19 protein-coding genes and 1 tRNA gene are annotated in these 21,008 nt (G+C 39.1%); 12 read left to right on the top strand and 8 right to left on the bottom strand.

What is annotated here, in order from left to right:
- Positions 1 to 33: 33 nt before the first annotated feature.
- Positions 34 to 1,290: an ABC transporter permease gene (locus AC58DT_RS13420; RefSeq protein ID WP_497217327.1), complete on the bottom strand. Its 1,257-nt coding sequence runs from the start codon at positions 1,288 to 1,290 to the stop codon at positions 34 to 36.
- A 165-nt stretch (positions 1,291 to 1,455) separates the two neighbouring features.
- On the opposite strand from AC58DT_RS13420, the gene purH reads away from it, so the two are divergent.
- The 6 genes from purH (at position 1,456) to rodA (ending at position 8,628) form a co-directional block, all read left to right on the top strand.
- Positions 1,456 to 2,988 carry a bifunctional phosphoribosylaminoimidazolecarboxamide formyltransferase/IMP cyclohydrolase gene (purH, locus tag AC58DT_RS13415; RefSeq protein ID WP_497217325.1) on the top strand — a complete coding sequence of 511 codons (1,533 nt, stop codon included), beginning with the start codon at positions 1,456 to 1,458 and terminating at the stop codon, positions 2,986 to 2,988.
- Between the two features lie 64 nt (positions 2,989 to 3,052).
- Positions 3,053 to 4,081: a rod shape-determining protein gene (locus AC58DT_RS13410; RefSeq protein ID WP_045080783.1), complete on the top strand. Its 1,029-nt coding sequence runs from the start codon at positions 3,053 to 3,055 to the stop codon at positions 4,079 to 4,081.
- A 102-nt stretch (positions 4,082 to 4,183) separates the two neighbouring features.
- Positions 4,184 to 5,014: a rod shape-determining protein MreC gene (gene mreC, locus AC58DT_RS13405; protein ID WP_497217323.1), complete on the top strand. Its 831-nt coding sequence runs from the start codon at positions 4,184 to 4,186 to the stop codon at positions 5,012 to 5,014.
- Positions 5,001 to 5,510, top strand: coding sequence for a rod shape-determining protein MreD (locus AC58DT_RS13400; RefSeq protein WP_497217321.1), 510 nt, complete (start codon positions 5,001 to 5,003; stop codon positions 5,508 to 5,510). Before mreC ends, AC58DT_RS13400 begins: the two co-directional genes overlap by 14 nt.
- Entirely contained in the window at positions 5,507 to 7,372 is a 1,866-nt protein-coding gene (locus AC58DT_RS13395; RefSeq protein ID WP_497217319.1) for a peptidoglycan D,D-transpeptidase FtsI family protein, read from the top strand. The genes AC58DT_RS13400 and AC58DT_RS13395 overlap by 4 nt, the downstream gene beginning before the upstream one ends.
- Positions 7,372 to 8,628, top strand: a complete 1,257-nt coding sequence (gene rodA / locus AC58DT_RS13390) for a rod shape-determining protein RodA (RefSeq protein ID WP_497217317.1) — start codon at positions 7,372 to 7,374, stop codon at positions 8,626 to 8,628. The genes AC58DT_RS13395 and rodA overlap by 1 nt, the downstream gene beginning before the upstream one ends.
- A gap of 78 nt (positions 8,629 to 8,706) precedes the next feature.
- On the opposite strand, the gene AC58DT_RS13385 is transcribed toward rodA, so the two are convergent.
- From AC58DT_RS13385 to AC58DT_RS13375, 3 genes are all read right to left on the bottom strand, one after another.
- A complete protein-coding gene (locus tag AC58DT_RS13385) occupies positions 8,707 to 9,522 on the bottom strand; it encodes a DNA/RNA non-specific endonuclease (protein WP_497217315.1) in 816 nt (271 codons plus the stop codon).
- 10 nt (positions 9,523 to 9,532) lie between these two features.
- Positions 9,533 to 10,639: an ABC transporter permease gene (locus AC58DT_RS13380; RefSeq protein ID WP_497217314.1), complete on the bottom strand. Its 1,107-nt coding sequence runs from the start codon at positions 10,637 to 10,639 to the stop codon at positions 9,533 to 9,535.
- 158 nt (positions 10,640 to 10,797) lie between these two features.
- A complete protein-coding gene (locus tag AC58DT_RS13375; RefSeq protein ID WP_497217312.1) occupies positions 10,798 to 13,002 on the bottom strand; it encodes a carboxy terminal-processing peptidase in 2,205 nt (734 codons plus the stop codon).
- Positions 13,003 to 13,190: 188 nt separating this feature from the next.
- Between AC58DT_RS13375 and surE the strand changes: the two genes are divergently transcribed.
- The 4 genes from surE (at position 13,191) to AC58DT_RS13355 (ending at position 15,927) form a co-directional block, all read left to right on the top strand.
- Entirely contained in the window at positions 13,191 to 13,967 is a 777-nt protein-coding gene (gene surE, locus AC58DT_RS13370) for a 5'/3'-nucleotidase SurE (RefSeq protein WP_497217310.1), read from the top strand.
- Positions 13,968 to 13,981: 14 nt separating this feature from the next.
- Positions 13,982 to 14,269, top strand: a complete 288-nt coding sequence (locus tag AC58DT_RS13365) for a hypothetical protein (RefSeq protein ID WP_497217309.1) — start codon at positions 13,982 to 13,984, stop codon at positions 14,267 to 14,269.
- 54 nt (positions 14,270 to 14,323) lie between these two features.
- The gene (gene coaD, locus AC58DT_RS13360) at positions 14,324 to 14,761 is read left to right on the top strand and encodes a pantetheine-phosphate adenylyltransferase (RefSeq protein ID WP_497217308.1); all 438 of its coding nucleotides are present in this window, start codon (positions 14,324 to 14,326) and stop codon (positions 14,759 to 14,761) included.
- 71 nt (positions 14,762 to 14,832) lie between these two features.
- Positions 14,833 to 15,927 (top strand): hypothetical protein, encoded by a 1,095-nt coding sequence (locus AC58DT_RS13355; RefSeq protein ID WP_497217307.1) that lies wholly within the window; start codon positions 14,833 to 14,835, stop codon positions 15,925 to 15,927.
- A 53-nt stretch (positions 15,928 to 15,980) separates the two neighbouring features.
- Here the strand turns inward: AC58DT_RS13355 and rpsT are convergent, their stop codons facing one another.
- From rpsT to proS, 3 genes are all read right to left on the bottom strand, one after another.
- Positions 15,981 to 16,232 carry a 30S ribosomal protein S20 gene (gene rpsT / locus AC58DT_RS13350; RefSeq protein WP_045080838.1) on the bottom strand — a complete coding sequence of 84 codons (252 nt, stop codon included), beginning with the start codon at positions 16,230 to 16,232 and terminating at the stop codon, positions 15,981 to 15,983.
- A gap of 27 nt (positions 16,233 to 16,259) precedes the next feature.
- Positions 16,260 to 16,331, bottom strand: a tRNA-Glu gene (locus tag AC58DT_RS13345).
- 82 nt (positions 16,332 to 16,413) lie between these two features.
- A complete protein-coding gene (gene proS / locus AC58DT_RS13340) occupies positions 16,414 to 17,889 on the bottom strand; it encodes a proline--tRNA ligase (RefSeq protein WP_497217306.1) in 1,476 nt (491 codons plus the stop codon).
- A gap of 72 nt (positions 17,890 to 17,961) precedes the next feature.
- On the opposite strand from proS, the gene AC58DT_RS13335 reads away from it, so the two are divergent.
- Both AC58DT_RS13335 and AC58DT_RS13330 read left to right on the top strand, forming a co-directional pair.
- Complete coding sequence (locus AC58DT_RS13335) at positions 17,962 to 19,005, top strand: hypothetical protein (RefSeq protein WP_497217305.1); 1,044 nt, start codon at positions 17,962 to 17,964, stop codon at positions 19,003 to 19,005.
- A 123-nt stretch (positions 19,006 to 19,128) separates the two neighbouring features.
- Positions 19,129 to 20,649: an OmpP1/FadL family transporter gene (locus tag AC58DT_RS13330; protein WP_497217304.1), complete on the top strand. Its 1,521-nt coding sequence runs from the start codon at positions 19,129 to 19,131 to the stop codon at positions 20,647 to 20,649.
- A gap of 247 nt (positions 20,650 to 20,896) precedes the next feature.
- On the opposite strand, the gene AC58DT_RS13325 is transcribed toward AC58DT_RS13330, so the two are convergent.
- A partial coding sequence (locus tag AC58DT_RS13325) for a T9SS type B sorting domain-containing protein (protein ID WP_497216853.1) occupies positions 20,897 to 21,008 on the bottom strand: 112 nt, incomplete at its 5' end.

Here is a 21,008-nt window from a genome sequence, read left to right as displayed (position 1 = left end):
ATTTGGAATTTAAAATTTTGGAATTTTCGAAGCTTACATTCCAGTTCTAATTGCTTCAACCGGATCGAGCTTTGAAGCTGAAATTGCCGGAAGAATTCCTGAAATTAAACCAATTGCAGCAGAAATTGCAGTACCAATGAACATGTTCCAAGGCGAGAGCACAAATTCAAAATCTCCGGTAAAACTAGAGGCGATTAATGAAACTATAAATACCAAAAACAACCCTATCAATCCTCCAATTACGGAAAGAATAACCGCTTCAAACAAAAATTGGAAAAGGATAAATTTATTTTTCGCACCCAATGATTTTTGAATACCGATTAAATTGGTTCTTTCCTTTACACTCACGAACATAATATTGGCAATCCCAAAACCGCCCACAAGCAGCGAAAAACCACTGATTATTAGGCCAATTATATTCATACTTCCAGTAATCTCGTCTATAAAATCAGCAAAGCCTTGTAATTGATTTATAAAAAAGTTACTTATTTCATCAGGTTTCAATCCTCGCTTTGTTCGTAGTTGCTGCGTAAGCATCGCTTTAAACTCGGCAATATCCACATCCTTCTCGGGTTTTATCACTATCTGCGGAAACGTATTTTTGTTGTTATCGCCATAAATTCTTCGCACAACATTCACGGGCATCCAAATGGAGGTGTCCTTAGAGTTTCCGAAAAGACCAGCTCCTTCTTTTTCCAAAACTCCAATTACGTTAAATTTTCTGCCATAAATGCGCACTTCCTTCCCAATAGCGGTTGCGGCATCACCAAAGAGCTGATTGGCAATTTCATCGCCCAAAACAACGACCATAGACCCACTGTTCGATTCAGATCCGTTAAAAAAACGTCCCTCTTCCAATTGAAGCGACTCAATATCGTAATAGCTATCGGTCACCGCACCAATAGGAACATTATCTACTTGATTATTTTCGTATTTTACACTCTCGTTTGGCACGTTTAACGTAAAGGTAGCGGCTTCAACATTTGGAGTATTTCGTTCCAAATATTGATATTCGTCAAAGGAAACATCCGGGAATTGCTGCCATTTCCAACGAGGAATATCTGTTGGCCCAAAATTAAAGCGCATAATAATAATCGTGCTGTTGTCCAGCCCGCTGATGCTTCCCTCAATTTCACGTTTCAAGGAATCAACCGCCGCCAAAACCGCAATGATAGAAAATATCCCAATGGTTACGCCCACCAATGAGAGGAAGGTCCGCAATTTATTGTTCCGAAGCGCATTGAGCGCAAAATTGAAACTTTCCTTTAAAACGCGAAGATATATCAGCATTTACGATTTTAGATTAATGATTGACGATTTTCGATTTCGTCCCAATTGCTATCGGGATCGATTTCAAAAAGGGTTAATAAAATTATGAAAAGTAAGACGTTTTCTCTTTGCTTATGTTACAAATTTACTATGCAATTATGTACTTTTGCACCTTAATTTTCGATAATGAACAATTCCAAAAAAATTACTTCTGCTTTAATTTCCGTTTTTAGCAAAGATGGGCTTGCCCCGATTGTTAAAAAACTACACGAACAAAACGTAAAAATCTACTCTACCGGAGGCACCGAAAAATTCATCAACGATCTTGGTATCGAGGTGATTGCGGTAGAAGATATAACCGATTACCCTTCCATTTTGGGCGGTCGCGTAAAGACTCTTCATCCAAAGGTTTTTGGTGGAATTTTAAACCGTCAGGACCACGAAGGCGATGTTGCCGAAATGGAGCAATACAACATTCCGCAGATTGATGCGGTGGTTGTGGATTTGTACCCTTTTGAAAAAACGGTTGCGTCGGGCGCTTCGGAAGCGGATATTATTGAAAAAATTGACATAGGCGGCATTTCCTTAATTCGCGCCGCCGCGAAAAATTTTAAGGACACCATTTGCGTTTCCTCGGTTGATGATTACGCTGAATTTTTGGAATTGATTTCAGCAAACAATGGCGAAATCTCGTTGAAGGACCGCAAGCGTTTTGCAGCAAAATCCTTCAACGTTTCTTCAAATTACGATACCGCGATTTTTAATTATTTCAACAAAGAAGAAAAATTGCCTGCTTTTAAATTGAGTGAAACCAATGGGCAGGAACTTCGCTACGGCGAAAACCCACATCAAAAAGGGTATTTCTTCGGAAATTTTGATGAAATGTTCACCAAACTCCACGGAAAGGAATTGAGCTACAATAACCTTTTGGATGTTGATGCTGCTGTGAATTTAATGAACGAATTTAAAGGTGAAGCGCCAACGTTTGCGATTTTAAAACACAACAATGCCTGTGGAATTGCACAACGTGAGACCGTGCAACAAGCCTATATGGCTGCTTTGGCGGGCGATCCGGTTTCAGCCTTCGGCGGAATTTTAATCAGCAATGTGGAAATTGATGAGGCAACCGCACACGAAATCCACGATCTTTTTTGCGAAGTGGTCATCGCTCCTTCCTTTTCAGCAAAAGCACAGGAAATTTTAGAAGGAAAAAAGAACAGAATCTTGTTGGTACAAAAAGAAATTGAACTACCTTCAACAACCGTTAGAACTTGTTTGAACGGCGTTTTGGTCCAGGATAAAGACAATATTACAGACAGTGCTGAAATTTTAACGCATGCAACAAACAATAAACCCAATTCCCAAGAGTTAGAAGACTTGTTGTTCGCTTCAAAAATTTGCAAGCACACAAAGTCGAACACTATCGTTTTGGCAAAGGGAAAACAACTTTGCGCCAGCGGAACCGGCCAAACCAGCCGCGTTGACGCGTTACGGCAAGCTATAGAAAAAGCACAATCCTTTAATTTTAACCTTGAGGGAGCCGTGATGGCGAGTGATGCATTTTTCCCGTTTCCCGATTGTGTGGAAATTGCGGACAAAGCAGGAATAACAGCGGTAATCCAGCCCGGAGGGTCAATCAAGGACCAATTGAGCATCGATTATTGCAACGAAAATGAAATGGCAATGGTATTTACCGGAACGCGCCATTTTAAGCATTAAATTTTATTACATTTGTTAAAAACCAAACTTAACACGTTAACTTTCAATACCACCGACTTATACTATGGGATTTTTTGACTTCCTGACTGAAGAAATAGCCATTGACTTGGGTACTGCAAATACCCTGATAATCCATAACGACAAAGTTGTTGTGGACGCCCCCTCAATTGTTGCACGCGACCGAACTACGGGGAAAATAATTGCCGTGGGCCGTGAAGCCGCAATGATGCAGGGAAAAACACACGAAAATATTAAAACAATTCGCCCTTTGAAAGATGGGGTAATTGCAGATTTTGACGCCAGTGAAAAGATGATAAATATGTTCATCAGCGACATTCCCGCGTTAAAAAAGAAATGGTTAAAACCTTCGTTGCGGATGGTGGTTTGTATTCCCAGCGGAATTACCGAAGTGGAAATGCGCGCCGTAAAGGAAAGTGCCGAACGCGTTAACGGAAAGGAAGTGTATTTGATCCACGAACCCATGGCAGCAGCCATCGGTATTGGGGTTGACATTATGCAGCCCAAGGGAAATATGGTCGTGGACATAGGAGGAGGAACCACTGAAATTGCCGTAATCGCCCTTGGAGGAATTGTTTGCGACAAATCCATAAAAATTGCGGGAGACGTTTTCACGAATGATATTGTGTATTATATGCGCACCCAACACAACCTTTATGTGGGTGAAAGAACCGCGGAAAAGATAAAAATCCAGATTGGTGCCGCAACCGAAGATCTTGAACTTCCACCAGATGAAATGGACGTACAGGGTCGCGATTTACTTACCGGAAAACCGAAACAGGTACAAACTTCCTATAGAGAAATCGCTAAAGCATTGGACAAATCCATTCTTCGAATTGAGGATGCGGTTATGGAAACCCTTTCGCAAACACCGCCAGAACTTGCAGCTGATATTTACAACACCGGAATCTATCTTGCAGGTGGTGGCTCGATGCTTCGCGGGCTTGACAAAAGGCTTTCCCAAAAAACCGATCTTCCGGTTTATATTGCCGAAGACCCATTGCGCGCCGTAGTTCGTGGTACAGGAATTTGCTTAAAAAACCTGAACAAGTACAAAAGCGTGCTGATTAAATAATTTTTCAGAAGAAACCATTTTTCTGAAAAACTCAAATAGAATAATTGCCCATTTATGGCGTTGCTCCCATTAGAAAGCAGAATATTTTAACCCCACAAAGCAATGCAGCAGATTATATATTTCTTCATTCGGAATAAAAATTTCCTGTTGTTTGCCGTGCTTTTTACAATTTCCGTAGCGCTTACCATCCAAACGCACAACTATCACAACGATAAATACATTAGCTCTGCCAATTTTATAACCGGTGGAATATATACGTTCAGAAATAACATTACCGACTACTTAAATTTAGGAAAAGAAAACCAGCAGTTGCTAAACGAAAATTTAATGCTTCGGAAGAAACTGGATCAATTTAAGGAAGTAGTAAATGTTGAAAAACTGGACAGTACCGTGCTTCCCAATAAATTCAACTATTTCACTGCGCGGGTAATCAATAACAATTATTCAAAAACCAAAAACCAGCTTACCCTTGATAAAGGCCGAAGCGATAGCTTAAAAATTGATTTGGGCGTAATTTCTTCAAAAGGAATTGTTGGTATTGTGAGCGATGTTTCCAAAAATTACGCGACTGTGCAATCTATTTTGAATACGAAAAGCCGGATAAACGCCAAACTTAAGAAATCGAGCCATTTTGGTTCACTTATATGGAACACAAAAGATCCAAACGTAGCACAATTAGTTGACATTCCACGTCTTGCACAGCTGGAAAAAGGAGATACCATTATTACTGGCGGGCGATCTACTATTTTTCCCGAAGGTATTTTGATAGGAACAATTAAAGACTTTCATCTCGATAACGATGATAATTATTACTATGTAAACATTGATCTTTTCAATGATATGACGAGCTTGGAGCACGTTTATTTAATTGAAAATAACGAAGCAGCGGAAATTTTGGAACTGGAAAAAGGAGTGGAAGATGTCGAACAGTGATATCATTATAAATATCGTCCGTTTTATACTGTTGGTTTTCCTTCAGGTGCTGTTGCTTAACAATGTAAACCTGGCAGGATACATTAACCCGTATCTTTATATTTTATTCATAATTCTTTATCCTTTGGACGGCAACAAAGGACTTTTGATTTTTTTCAGTTTTCTTTTGGGGCTTTCCATAGATATTTTTGAGGATTCGGGAGGCGTGCATGCCGCAGCCTGCGCCTTTATTGCATACATTCGGCCCGTTGTTTTAAAATATTCTTTTGGTGTAAGTTATGAATACAATAGCGTCAAAATCAAGAAAGCCGACCCAATGGAAAGGCTCACATATATTGCTTCCTTGGTTTTTATGCATCATTTTGTATTATTTTCTTTAGAAATTTTCAGTTTTAAGCATATTCTTTTATTGTTGAAATCCACATTGTTTTCTGGTCTGTTTACAATTATTGTCGTTGTGTGCACAATGATTCTTTTCAATAGAAAATCATCATGAGAAAAATTGTATTAATAGCATTGGTTTTGCTGAGCGGGATACTTTTTACCGCAAGACTTTTCTATTTGCAGGTTTATGACGCTTCTCCAGATTCGCTATCGCAAAACAGCGCCATTAAAGTGATGTATGATTATCCGCAGCGCGGCTATATGTTTGACAGAAATATGAAACTTTTGGTGTCCAACCAACCTTCGTATGATGTCATGGTAATTCCGCGCGATGTTAAACCGCTCGACACTTTGGAATTTTGTGGTTTACTGAAAATTACAAAGGAAGAATTCAAGGAAATTCTTCATAAAGCACGAGTGTATTCGCCAAGATTGCCCTCCGTTGTGATTCCCCAGCTCAACAAGGCCGACTATGCTTCCCTTTCAGAAAAAATGTATAAATATGAAGGGTTTTACATCCAGCGCCGTTCCCTTCGCGAATACCAAGTGGACCATTCGGCAAATGTGATGGGCTACATTGCGGAAGTGAACAATGCCATCATCGAAAAAAACCCATATTACCAAATGGGAGAGCTCATTGGTACCGCCGGTGTGGAAAAGGAATACGAAGAAGTGTTGCGCGGCGTAAAAGGCGTGAAATATATTCAGAAAGACCGCTTCAACAGAGATATTGGGCCCTACAAAGAAGGAATTTTTGACACTTTGCCAGAACGCGGCCACGATGTACAATTGACCATCGATGCGGTACTTCAAAAATATGGTGAAGAATTAATGGTTCACAAAAGAGGGGGTATTGTGGCGATTGAACCCGAAAGTGGTGAAATACTTGCCCTGGTAACGGCACCAAGTTATGACCCGTCACTTTTAGTGGGACGAGATCGGTCAAAGAATTTTACAAAATTGTGGTACGATACTATTAGCAAGCCACTTTACGACCGGGTTTTGATGGGTGAATACCCCCCCGGATCGCCTTTTAAAACTTTAACGGCATTGATAGGTTTGCACGAAAATGTGGTAGATACTCTAGATACTTTTGCCTGCTATCACGGTTATCGCTATGGAAACCGTACATTGGGCTGTCACTCCCACCCTAGCCCCTTGGCAATGGTCAGCGGAATTGCAAACAGTTGCAATGCCTATTTTTGTAATGTTTACAAACGGATTATCGATAAATACCCCAATCCACGTGAAGGCATTGATCATTGGCGCGAAGGGCTTTTAAGTTTTGGACTAGGTGATTTTTTGGGTTATGATCTTCCCAGTGGTAAACGAGGCAATATTCCCACTTCAAAATACTACAACAAAATTCACGATTATCCGGCACATAATTGGTCTTCATTGGCAACCATTTCAAACGCCATTGGACAAGGTGAAGTTTTGCTTACGCCTATGCAAATGGCAAACTTTACAGCGGCTATCGCCAATCGCGGTTATTATTACACACCCCATATAATTAAAAATGTTATCGGTCCGGATACAATTCCACAGAAATTTCGTGATAAACATTACACTACTGTGGAACCCGAACACTTTAAACCCGTGGTGGAAGGTATGTTTCAGGTTTACAAACGCGGGACCGCGTCTTCCATACAAATCCCGGGAATAGATATTTGCGGAAAGACCGGAACTGCTGAAAATTTTACCAAAATTGACGGTAAACGCGTTCAATTAACAGACCATTCCATTTTTGTGGCTTTTGCACCAAAAGACAATCCAAAAATTGCCATCGCGGTTTTTGTTGAAAACGGCTATTGGGGTTCGCGATGGGCGGGACGCATTGCAGGCCTTATGATTGAAAAATATCTAAAAGGCGAAATAACCCGGACCGATATGGAAAAATATGTGCTGGAAGGCAGTTTGGAAGCAGAATACGCCAAACCCTACAGCGGACAACCTTTTTCAATTAACCGCTAATGGCAGGAGGCAGAACTTATGTACGCTTTGATTGGCTAATGATTTTTATGTACATCGCCCTTGTAATAATGGGGTGGATAAACATTTACTCTGCCTCCTTGAGCGACACCGCAAAAGGGTTTTGGGATTTTGACCAAATCTACGCCCGACAGTTTATGTTTATTGGGTTTAGCATACTTCTGATAATATTTTTACTTGCCATAGAATCAAAGTTTTACGAAAAATTCGCAAGTGTTTTCTATATTATTTCCCTAATATCTTTGGTCGGGCTTTTTGTCTTCGGAAAAAATATTTCGGGTGCTACTTCTTGGTATGCCTTTGGTAGTTTTAGTCTTCAACCCAGTGAATTTGCAAAAGCCGCAACTGCTTTGGCACTCGCAAAATATGTGAGTGATATTCAAACCAATATGCAGGAATTGAAACATCAAATTGCAGCTTTTACAATTATAGCCTTGCCTGCCGTTTTGATTGTTCCGCAGCCAGATCCCGGAAGCGCACTGATTTATGCTGCGTTTGTCTTTACACTTTATAGGGAAGGATTGCACGGGGTTTACCTTTTGTTAGGCTTATTTGCTGTTATGCTTTTTGTTTCTACACTTGCATTCGGTGCTGTTTGGGTAGCGATTGCCATTACAGTAATTGGCGGTATTATTTTCTTTAGAAATAGAAAAAAACGTCCCAGTATTATTAAATATATTTTAATTGCCGCTGGGTGCATTGCCTTTGCTTTTTCGGTGAGCTATATTTTCAACAACGTTTTTGAACAGCGCCACCGCGACCGTTTCAACATTGTTTTGGGAAAGGAAGTGGACGCTCGAGGAATAGGCTACAATACCCACCAAAGTGAAATTGCAATTGCCAACGGGGGCTGGCTAGGGAAAGGCTGGACGCAGGGCACGCAGACCAAAGGAAATTTTGTTCCCGAACAGCACACAGATTATATTTTTAGTACTGTAGGCGAAGAATGGGGCTTTGTGGGAAGCTTGATTGTTGTACTGCTTTTTGTGGGACTCATCCTGCGTATTATTTTTAAAGCTGAAAAGCAGAAATCGCAGTTTGGAAGGGTATATGGGTATAGCGTTGCTGCAATTTTATTTTTTCACTTCTTTGTAAATGTGGGGATGGTTACTGGTATTTTCCCTACTGTGGGAATTCCGCTACCTTTCTTTAGTTACGGGGGTTCCGCACTTTGGGGTTTTACTATTTTGCTTTTTATTTTTGTAAAGTTGGATGGGGCGAATTATCATTATTCATAAGAAATCAAAACTGAAATCGAAATCGAAAATGAAACTTGAATAAGAATATGCTGCCAACTGCTACTGTAAACTGCAAACCTATTTCCTTCCCCAAGCTTTTAAATCTACCATCTGTTCCAACTTATTTTCGATGGAATCTGGCAATTGCGGAAAAAAATCAATCTCTGTTCTAGCTTCAATTTCATCGATGGAAACGGCGTATTCATAAAAAGATTCACTGGAAGGTTTATTCGGAATTAAAAATGCAACAGCCTTATAATTTCCACCGGAAGCATCAACGATTATTTTATAAAATTTATTTGGGACAGAAACATTTTCATCGCCGATGGTTTTCAAATTTTCTTTTAAAACTCCGCCCGTAACTATATAAACACCATCATATTTTTCGGCCCAATAGCGAACTTTTTGCTCAAGTCGGTTCCAGATTCCCGCATTAAAATCGTGATCCTGCGGACTTATGTTACTGGTGAGGAATGTTTCATTATAAGCTTCAAAGGACATCCTTCTGTCGCCAGCGGGGCAAAGATGGCCACGATCGTACCCCGAATTTTTGTAATTGCGCCAATCTGCAGATTTTGTTTTCACCTTTTTATCTTCAATAAAATAGGGGCGTTCAAATTCATTTTTAGTCAAATCACTTTTCTTCAATTCATAAGCCACCCACTCTGCCTGTTCATTTTCTTCGGAATAGGATAGGGTAAAATAATTGTGTTTTACGATGGCTCCGGTAGTTGAGGCAGGAAGGAAGGTATCATCAAATTCTTCGGAGGTACTATTTGTAGTTTTTGAAATTTCTGAAGTGGAAATGTTTTCTTCGCCCAAAAAATCGTCGGCATAATACAACGCGACGGTTACAATTATTATTACTAAGGGGTAAATGTATTTTCGGTTCATTTAAATTTTTTTAAGCATTCCGTACGTCCATCGCATCGCGCAGGGCATTTCCTATTAACATAAAAGCTGTGACCAAGCTCATAATGGCGAGTCCTGGAATTAGGGCAAGATACGGCTTCCCTAAAATTATGTAAGCATAATGATCCTTTATAATTCCGCCCCAACTGGGCATTGGCGGTTGTGCGCCTATTCCCAAAAACGACAGCCCGCTTTCAATAAGAATGGCTCCCGCAAAATTGGCCGCCGAAATGATTATCACAGGCGCCATGCTATTTGGCAAAATATGCTTTACAATTATTCTAAAATCATTAAAGCCCAACGCTCGGGCCGCGGTAACGTACTGCATCTGTTTAACGCCCATAACCTGTCCGCGCACCACACGGGCAACTTCCACCCACATTGTTAATCCAACAGCAATGAAAACCTGCCAAAAACCTTTGCCAAGTGCCAAAGTAATAGCAATCACCAAAAGCAAAGTTGGAATGGACCATGTGACGTTTATGAGCCACATTATTGCCGCATCAACCTTTCCACCAAAGTAACCCGCAATGGCACCAAGAGTGATTCCAATTACCAATGAAATGAAAACCGCTACAAAACCTATGGCCAAAGAAATGCGGATCCCGATCAACATTCGGCTCAACAGATCGCGGCCGTATTTATCGGTACCGAGAAGGAATTTTTTTCCTGAAATATATTTGTTGGGAATCTCCGCCGCTGAAGTTGCATCTGGAAAAAGCGAAAGCGCATAATTCTTTTGCAAACCATCTGTGCCATCTGGGGAATATTCCGTAATTTCTATAAAAGCATCTTTTAGTGTATAGTTTGAGATTGGAATCTCAGTATCAGCATTTTTCTTTCCGAAGAAGAAAACCGATAAGGAATTCTGTTCTTCCACTTTTGCAGGAATGGTAAGCATTTGCACAGAGAATCCTGGGTTTTTGGAATGAATGGAAAGATGCATCTGGTTTGCGTTCTCTGAATTATCCGGCGCCAAGGCATATGCAAAAATCGCCACCAAAACGCAGAGTGCCAAAAAGCACAAACTGAAAACGCCCCAAAAGTTTTTTTTAAACTTTCGGAGCGCTATCTTGGTTAATGAAGTGGTATTTTTCACACTTCAAATTTAGTAAAATTTGGCGTGTTTCATTCAGAAACACACATTCGGTTTACATAAAATCAATTTTTAATATCTGCTACTTTTCCTGCCTNCACTTCAAATTTAGTAAAATTTGGCGTGTTTCATTCAGAAACACACATTCGGTTTACATAAAATCAATTTTTAATATCTGCTACTTTTCCTGCCTTGATGTTATTGAGTTTTAAATCTTCCAACACGTGGACTGCTTCTTCAATATACATATCCTTACTTAAATTTTTATGCCATCTTTTACGCTTTTCAGAAAGTGTAGTGTCTTTTTTCATTAATGCAGTTTCGTAAGGCAAGGATTCAAAAGTAAGGTGGTTATCGTATTCATCAATAGCGTCAAAACGTTTTGTTTCTTGCTTGCGCTGCTCAATTTCGGCACTGTAAGTTTCATAATTTAAATTGACTTCTTTTTCATCCCTACGTGCCTTTATCCATCGTGCGTCTTCGTCAATCAACTTTAATTGTTCGTTTTGTGCCATTCGCTCTTTGCTTTTTTGGATGGTTTCGTCATAATCTATATAACCCTCCCAAACATCATACTTTGCGGCATCTATTTTATCATAAGGCAGTGGATTGTCATAATCTCTTTCGCCTACATCAATATAGCTATAACGATCTGGCATGACCACATCGCTCTTAACTCCCTCAAGTTGGGTAGAGCCTCCATTTACACGATAAAATTTCTGAGAAGTGATTTTTAAAGCACCCATATCGCCCAAATCATTTTTGCGAAGCCATTGGTTTAAATCAATTACATTTTGTACCGTCCCCTTTCCGTAGGTTTGCTTGCTTCCCAAAATTATGGCACGTTTGTAATCCTGCATTGCAGCAGCGAGAATTTCAGAAGCGGAAGCAGAAAGTTCGTTCACTAAAATCACCAAGGGGCCATCCCAAACAATTTCACTGTCCTTATCCTCAAGCACTTCCTTATTTCCGTTTGAAGCTACTTGCACCACGGGTCCTTTTTTGATAAAAAGTCCAGCAATATCAACAGCCGTACGCAAAGATCCCCCGCCATTATCGCGAAGGTCTAAAACCAGGCCTTCCATCCCTTGTTCTTTTAAACGAAGAATCTCTTTTTTAACATCGGTTGCAGCATTGCGTTCTTTGTAGTTTTCCATATCAAAGTAAAACTGCGGAAGATTAATAAGTCCAAATTTGCGATCGCCCTTATCAATCAACGACGATTTTGCATATGTTTCCTCGAGTTCAACCACATCACGGGTAATAACTTTATCTGTAATGGTTCCGTCAACGTTTTTGATGGTAAGTGTAACCTTCGTGCCTTTTGGCCCCTTGATTAACTTTACGGCATCGTCAATGCGCATGCCTACTATGCTAACCGCATCCTTTTCATCCTCTTGTTTCACTTTTAAAATTACATCGCCTACTTCCACTTTTTCACTTCGCCAAGCTGGGCCACCGCTTATAATTTCAATAATGGTGATGTAGTCATTCTTTTTTTGAAGTCTAGCCCCAATACCTTCCAATTTTCCAGACATACGAAGATCGAACCTATCTTTGTCGGGCGGAGCAAAATAATTGGTGTGCGGATCAAATTCTTCAACTATAGTATTCAAATAGATTGAAAAGTAATCTTTTCGCTCTAAATCTTTTGTAAAATCGAAATATTCATCCAGTGAACTTTTGGTTGTCTCGCGGGCTTTCGCTTCAAGCTCTGCCATTGATTTATGTTCAAAAGGCTCATCTGTTGAGGCAGTTTTTGCATTGTTTGAAACTTCGGAAGTATCTGCTTCATCCTCTTTATCGGTAGCGGAAGTAATTCCCTTTTCGCGATTTTTTTGGTCTTCTACCAAATCATAATAAGCGGAAAGTGTAGTGAATTTCAACTGTTGTTTCCAACGGGCCTTCAATTCTTTTATGGAATTTGCATAGGCAAGATTATCATAATCAACATTGATGGTTTCATTTACAGTAAAATCGAAGGGTTTATCCAGCACTTCGGGATAAATTTTCTTTACATCTTCCATTCTTTCATTGAAACGCTCATAAACCAAATCGAAAAAAGACAAATCCTTATTCTTGAGTTGATCGTCAATTTCTGTTTCATATTTGCTGAATTCTTCAATATCCGATGCCAAGAAATAGCGTTTTAACGGATCAAGTCCGTTGATGAAATCTTTATAAACTCCTGCTGAAAAATCATCATTGATATCTTTTGGGTCATAGTGACCTTTTTGAAGTACATAGGTTATAAGGTCTAAAAGCAGCTTGTCCTTATCGGGATCATTGAATTCCTTTGTTGTAAAACTGCAGGAAGCCACTGAAACGAAAACCGCCAAAAACAAAACTTTAAAATTCTTTTTCATTATCCGCATAGTCGTGGTATTATTTTATGAGTGCCTAAATTATATAAAAAACTGTGCCATTAAAGTATATTGGTACTAATTTTTTGTTAAACAGTTTTTTTCGATTCTAAATTTAGAATTCTGGTCCCGAAGGCTCTCGGGACAGAATTAATAAATGTATTTTTGTTTTTCAAAATTTAAAAGATTTTATGTCCAAAAAAAGACCACTGATATTAGTTACCAATGACGATGGCATCAACGCGCCGGGTATCCGTACTTTGATTGATGTAATGAATACATTGGGAGACGTTATGGTAGTTGCACCAGACTCGCCCCAGAGCGGAATGGGCCACGCCATAACTATTAACGATACATTGTACTGCAATAGTATAAACGTAGTGAATGGCGATCCACACAAAGAATACAGTTGCAGCGGCACGCCCGTAGATTGTGTGAAAATAGCGGTGAACGAAATTTTGAAACGTAAACCAGACCTATGCGTTAGTGGCATTAACCACGGAAGCAATTCATCCATAAATGTAATTTACAGCGGAACAATGAGTGCCGCCGTGGAAGCCGGAACATTGGGTATTCCATCCATTGGGTTTTCGCTTTTGGATTATTCAATGGAGGCAGATTTTGGACCCTCAAAAAAGTTTGTAAAAGCTATTGCACAGCAAACCTTAAAAAACGGACTGCCAAAAGGGGTGGTGTTAAATGTGAATATTCCGAAATTAAATGCTTCAGAAATAAAAGGCATCAAAGTTTGCCGCCAAGCCAATGCGCATTGGGAAGAAAAATTTGACAAAAGAACCAATCCGTTGGGACGCGACTATTACTGGCTAACGGGTGAATTTGTAAATGAGGACAAAGGCGAAGATACTGATGAATGGGCCCTACACAATGGTTTTATTTCCGTAGTTCCTGTACAGTTTGATTTGACGGCACACCACGCGATGAAAGAACTCAATACGTGGGATTTTTAAAAAAGAGGTATAAAATGAAGCCACACATAAAAGAAGTTCTTATTGGTTTAACAATCGGATTGCTTGCAAATATGGCGGGCACCTATCTCTATATATTCTTTTTTTCTGAACTAAGCCTGGAATCAACACTACAGGCTGCACTGGAAAATGATTTTCTGGGAAGCTTGATTGCCCTAGGGGCAATTTTAAACTTAATTGTATTCTTTATTCTTTTGAAAAAGAATCAATTTTATCGTGCACGCGGTGTGGTTTTGGCTACTGTTATCGCCGCACTTGCCATTTTGATTTCGAAATTTTTCTGAAAAGAAAATCGTTTTAATAATTACTCATTAACTTAGTATCAAAATATACATAAAATGAGACGCGCAGTTTTTCCCGGAACTTTTGACCCCATAACCCTTGGACACGTTGATATTATAAAACGTGCGCTGCCGCTTTTTGATGAGTTGATTATTGCCATTGGCGTAAATGCCGATAAAAAGACAATGTTTTCTCTGGAAGAACGCATCCAGTTTATTGAGGATGTTTTTAAAAATGAGTCCCAGGTTAAAGTAAAGAGCTACTCTGGGCTAACCGCTAACTTTTGTAAGGAAGAAAATGCACAGTTTATCGTTCGCGGTCTTCGCAACAGTATCGATTTCGCATACGAACAGTCCATCGCCCAAGCCAATGCAAAAGTTAACGGAATAGATAGCGTTTTCTTAATCAGCAGTCCGGAGTATTCACATATTTCATCTTCAATTGTTAGGGATATCGCAAGGCATGGGGGTGATTATCAAGACTTAATACCCTAAAAAAATATATTTCCTGTGAATAATTCATATCTTTATGAGAACTAATTTTAACCAAATAAAGTTTTCAAGTTATGGGGCAGGAAAACACTTCACAAGAAAAAGAAAAAAAGTCCACAATTATTAATGCCGTCAAAAGCTGGCTTGGACTCTTTACATTAGTAGTTTTGGTCATGGAGGGAATGCTGGTTTTGGCAATGACGCTTACTCCAGCCTCCGATCCAATTTTCATTCTCTATCCACTTATGATGTTTCTTCTGGCCATGGCACTTATGATTGCCTGGTTGATCGACAGCAAACAAAAGCGCAAGTTCAATATTGACAGATTTAACGCCGAAACTGAACGTATAAAAGCACAACAGACTATTAAGGTGGACAATATGGAAATTTCTTTTGATCCCGAAAAAAGTACCACCAAAGAGCTGGAGACAGGCCTAAATGTGTTTACAGACAATATGTTGCAGTTTTCTTTCGAAAAACCAGTAGGAGATGGATGGCATGCTCCAAAATTTATAAAATATGCAGATTTTGTTCGTAGCACTTACTTTACAAATCTTCCGGATGACCAATTGGAAGAATTGATTACGGCAAATTCTCCTTACGGAAAACTATTTTTCAACGCAAAGATAGTATCTGTAGTTTTTGGAGAGCCTAAGGCTATTGAAATGGACGAAAATACATCTACCGAAAGCATTGAAGAATACTTGGTAAACATGGTAGAAAAGTTCAAAAAAGAAGGAACCGAAGTTTCCGAAGAAGAAATAAAAGAAGCACGTGTAAAACTGAACCAAACCGAAAATGTATCAAAAATTGGTTTTGCGGTCGATTTCAAAATAATGGCTATGGACAAAAACGATATGGATACTCCTTTTCTTGACAGTAGTCTACCCAATTTATTTCTCAATTTTGGATCGATTATCAAAGAAACCATTGATTCGCTCAAAACCGACGACAACTCCCTACTCTGGACCACAAAAAACAAGTTAAAGAATGTATCCCTTGATGGTGAACCCTATGCGAGTTTTAGCATATACCGTCTTTACAGGCTATTGAAAAACGACGATTTTATTTATTTCTGCTCTGCCCAATACTCTCCACAAATTGAAGGCGCCCACTTTGCCTGGGACAGTCTTAAAAAATCATTTGAGTCCTTCAAAATACTGAAATAAAAAGACCCTCTCAGTTTCCTGAAAGGGTTTTTAAAAATTTTATTAAAAAGAAACTATAGCGCAGCTACGTGCTTAGCCATATTTGATTTTAAATTGGAAGCTTTATTCGAATGAATAATGTTTTTCTTCGCCAATTTGTCAATCATAGAAACAACACTTGGAAACATGGCTTCTGCTTCTTTCTTATCAGAAAGCTCTTGAAACTTCTTCATGGCGTTACGGGCAGTTTTGTGCTGGTAACGGTTACGCAAGCGCTTTGCCTCGTTGCTTCTTATTCTCTTTAATGCTGACTTGTGATTTGCCATTTTATTTTTGTTAAATTCTAAATTTTGTAGTCCGTAGGGGAATCGAACCCCTGTTACCAGGATGAAAACCTGGCGTCCTAACCCCTAGACGAACGGACCATTTTTTATTTTCAAATGCGGATGCAAAAATACAACAATTTTTGAATGGCGCAAATCCAAAATAACTTTTTTCAAAAAAAAATTAATATGCTTTCGCAAAAAGCACTTTTCTTTCGGAAGGCTTCCCAGTAAAAATACAAGTTCCCGAAGCATTATCACCGTCCAAAGGAATACATCTAATGGTTGCTTTTGTTTCGTTTTTAATTCGCTCCTCGGTTTCAGAAGTGCCATCCCAATGCGCCAAGACAAAGCCTCCTTTTCCATTCAAAACGGACTTAAATTCTTCGTATGAAGCAACTTCAGTTGTGTGTTCAGCTCTATACGAAACAGCTTTTTGAAAAAGGGTTTCTTGAATTTCCTCCATTAAAGAAGTTACCCTATCTACAACTTTTTCATTGTCTATAAATTCTTTTTGAAGCGTATCTCTTCGCGCAAGTTCCACAGTCCCTTTTTCCACATCTTTTGGACCAATGGCTATACGAACAGGCACACCCTTCAACTCGTATTCATTAAATTTCCAACCCGGTTTGTGGGTATCACGATTATCATACTTAACGCGAATTCCTTTCGATCGTAATTTCTTCATCAAATCTAAAGCGACTTCATTTACGGCATCAAATTCTTCATCCTTTCTATAAATAGGCACAATAACAACTTGATCTGGCGCTAAATTTGGAGGCAGCACCAAGCCATTATCATCACTGTGGGTCATCACCAAAGCACCCATCAATCGTGTGGATACACCCCACGAAGTTGCCCAAACATAATCCAAAGCGCCATCTTTGGCGGCAAATTTCACATCAAAAGCTTTTGCAAAATTTTGTCCCAAAAAATGAGAAGTTCCTGCCTGCAATGCTTTTCCATCCTGCATCAAGGCCTCAATGCAGTATGTTTCAAGCGCACCTGCAAAACGTTCGCTTTCGGTTTTGGTACCCTTCACTACTGGTATAGCCATATAATTTTCTGCAAATTCGGCATACACATTCATCATTTGTTCCGCTTCAACTATGGCTTCATCTTTAGTGGCATGAGCCGTGTGACCCTCTTGCCAAAGAAATTCTGCAGTGCGTAAAAACAGGCGTGTGCGCATTTCCCAACGCACTACGTTTGCCCATTGGTTTATTAAAAGCGGTAAATCTCTATATGACTGTATCCATTTACGGTAGGTGTCCCAAATAATGGTTTCGGAAGTTGGACGGACTATTAATTCTTCTTCCAGTTTTGCGTCAGGATCTACAATAATCCCGCTTCCATCTTCGGCATTTTTTAATCTATAGTGAGTAACAACGGCACATTCCTTTGCAAAACCATCCACATGGCTGGCTTCCTTACTGAAGTATGATTTCGGGATAAAAAGTGGGAAATAAGCATTTTGATGCCCCGTTTCCTTAAACATTCTATCCAGCTCTGCCTGCATTCTTTCCCAGATGGCATATCCATATGGTTTTATGACCATGCATCCACGAACTCCTGAGTTTTCGGCAAGGTCTGCTTTGATTACCAGCTCGTTATACCATTTGGAATAATCTTCCGCTCTAGTTGTTAAATTCTTTGCCATAACCTAGTTTTTGGCACAAATGTTGTGTCTATGTTAAATGATTAGTTATTGTCCGCAAAACTACTTATTTTTATGAAGTTCAACAATAAAATTACCACAGATATGTCCTTTCAAAATATAAATATTAAACGTTTCATGCCTTTAGCATTTATAGGCCTTTTCGCCTTTTTGCTAACATCATGTGGAACCCACAACAATGGTTACAATCAAAATGATGGCATTTATTCTTCTGGCAATACTTCAACTTCTGAAGAAGAATACGTAGATGAGGATTCTAACAATGAAAAAGCAAATTATTATCAGCAATATTTCCGTAGTAAATCTGACGCATACGCTGATCTTCCTGAAGAAGGAGCCATTTTTACTGATATTGAAGCCTATTCAACTACCGAAAGATTGGACGAAGATGGCTATATAATTATTGAAGAAGATTATGATGAGGAAGAGTATGGCCCATGGGGAAGCAACAGTGAAGACATCACCGTAAACATTTATAATTATGGAGGTTACGGCTATGGATTTTATCACAGACCTTATTGGTATGGTGGGTATTGGGGTTATCCTTATTATGGTTACCACACCCCATATTGGGGAATAAGCTATGGATGGGGTTACCCTTATTATGGCTATGGTTATGGGTATGGCTACCCTTATTACGGTTATGGGTATTATAATTCACATTATTACAATTACAACCCATATAATAATGTATCGTATAATCGGGGAAGAAGAAACACTGATTATAATAGAACAAGTACCCGCGGAAGAACCAACAATGTTTCTACCCGTAATTCCTACAGTCGTTCCGAATTATCTAGACGTGTAAACAGAAACAATGTGCGTGCTAACACAAATACTAGAAACACTCGCAGTAATATCCGCAATACTCGCTCAAACTCTAATAACTCAATCAGAAACACTCGTTCTAACTCAACGATACGAAACAATAGTAGTTCACAGTCCACCAGGAGCAATACTACAAGAAGAAGCGGCAATTACTCCTCTCCTACCAGGAGCAATAGCTCAGGTTCTGTAAGAAGTTCAGGTGGTAGTGTTCGTTCTAGCGGAAGTAGTGGACGTTCAGGAGGCAGTAGTGGACGTGGCGGACGCGGTTAAATTTATCTATCAGAATATTTTTCAAACATAGAATTAATATATTATGCCCAATGACCATTTCTATAAGAACGAAATGATACTTTGGGCATTTTTACTATATCACCTTTTTAAATTAAAAATTAGATGAAAAAAATATCATTACTATTTATAGCTTTTTTTGCTTTGGCTATTTTAAATGCCCAAAACACTACTGACGGTTTACGATATAGTCTAGGTGAAAATATCGGCACAGCACGCTACACTGCCTTAAGCGGCGCCATGGGAGCACTGGGAGGAGATTTTTCCGCAACAAGTATAAATCCAGCAGGGGGTGCAGTTTTTTTAACTTCCAGCCTAATGTTTTCTACATCATTATTTGATATTGAAAACAATGCGAACTATTTTGGAAACAGTGAAAAAAGTTATTCAGATAATATTACTATAAATCAATTGGGAGGAGTTTTTATAATCAATAACTCTAACGAAGAATCAATATTTAAAAAGTTCACTATTGGTGTAAGTTACAATATGGACAAAAATCTGGATAACGAACTTTACATTGCCGGTACCGGTAATACATCAATTGGCGACTTTTTCCTATCGCAAGCTCAGGGCATTCCCCTAAATCTTTTGCAACTACAGTCAGGTGAATCCATTTCAGATTTGTACCAATATCTGGGAGAATATGAGGGCACTTCGGCCCAAAATGCTTTTTTAGGGTATCAAGCATTTCTATTTGATCCTGTTGATCCAAGCAATCCTTCAAATACAACTTATACTTCCAATATTTCTAATGGTAGCTTCAATCAGGAGTATACTTATCTTTCGGAAGGATACAATAGCAAATTCACAATAAATTTGGCTACCCAAGTAACAGATAATTTATTTTTTGGAGCAAACATTAATACCCACACAATCTATTTTAACCAAAGTTCTTTCTTACTTGAAAACAATAACAACAACGGCTCAACGATAAACAGAGTAGGTTTTGAAAACAATCTTACCGCAAACGGCGCAGGAGTTTCAGCACAACTAGGGGCCATCGCTAAGATTGCAGACAACTTGCGTTTGGGCTTAAGTTTAACATCGCCGACCTGGTATCAAATCTCAGAAGAAACCACCCAATATCTTGAAAGCCGAAGACTGTTTCAAGGACAGAATATAAATGAAATTGTAGATCCAAGGGTGATAAATGTATATGAAGATTACACACTAAGAACTCCTGCTAAAGTAAATGCAAGTGCTGCATACGTTTTTGGCCAAAATGGTCTAATTAGCTTTGATTATTCCTATAAAGATTATGCTTCAATTGAATTTAGCCCAACCGAGGATATCTTTTTCAACAACTTAAACAATATAATAGAAAACACTTTAAAAGGCGTCTCAGCGTATAAAGCAGGCGCAGAATACCGTTTAAACCAATTAAGCCTACGTGGAGGGTTTCATTACGAGGAGAGCCCCTATAAAAATTCTGAAGTTTTAGGAGAACGCGTTGGATTCTCATTGGGCGCAGGCTATAATTTTGGAAAATTCACTGCTGATCTTGCCTATTCGCGTTCAGAACAAACAAGAAACCAACAACTATACTCCATTGGTTTAACCGATGCCGCAGAGATAAACTCAATTTACAGCAATTTTGTTCTTTCCCTCGGGTTCAATTTTTGAATTATCTATTTAGAATAAAAAAACGAGCAACGTATTTAAGTTTTAAAATTAACAAAATATTTTTTTGAAATATTTAAAATTGATCTCTTTACCATGAAGCTGAATTTTTTGAAGTATTACACTTGAAGAAATAGACTCTAGAATCTATTTCTTTCCCAAAAAAATTAATGTGCAATCAAAGCATCCTTCCCTAAAAAACAAAAGCTCTGCCATACAGCAGAGCTTTTGTTTTGCTCATAATTTCTATTTATCGTTTTAGGGTAAAGTGTCCTTTGAATTCTTTTTGGTTTCCGTCCTCGGTGTACTCCACGCGGAACCAGTAGTCGCTCGACGGCATGGGGCTTCCCCCGTAGGTACCG

The sequence above is a fragment of the Aequorivita sp. CRS11 genome (genome assembly GCF_059693805.1).
This window is presented reverse-complemented; position numbering and strand designations above follow the sequence as displayed.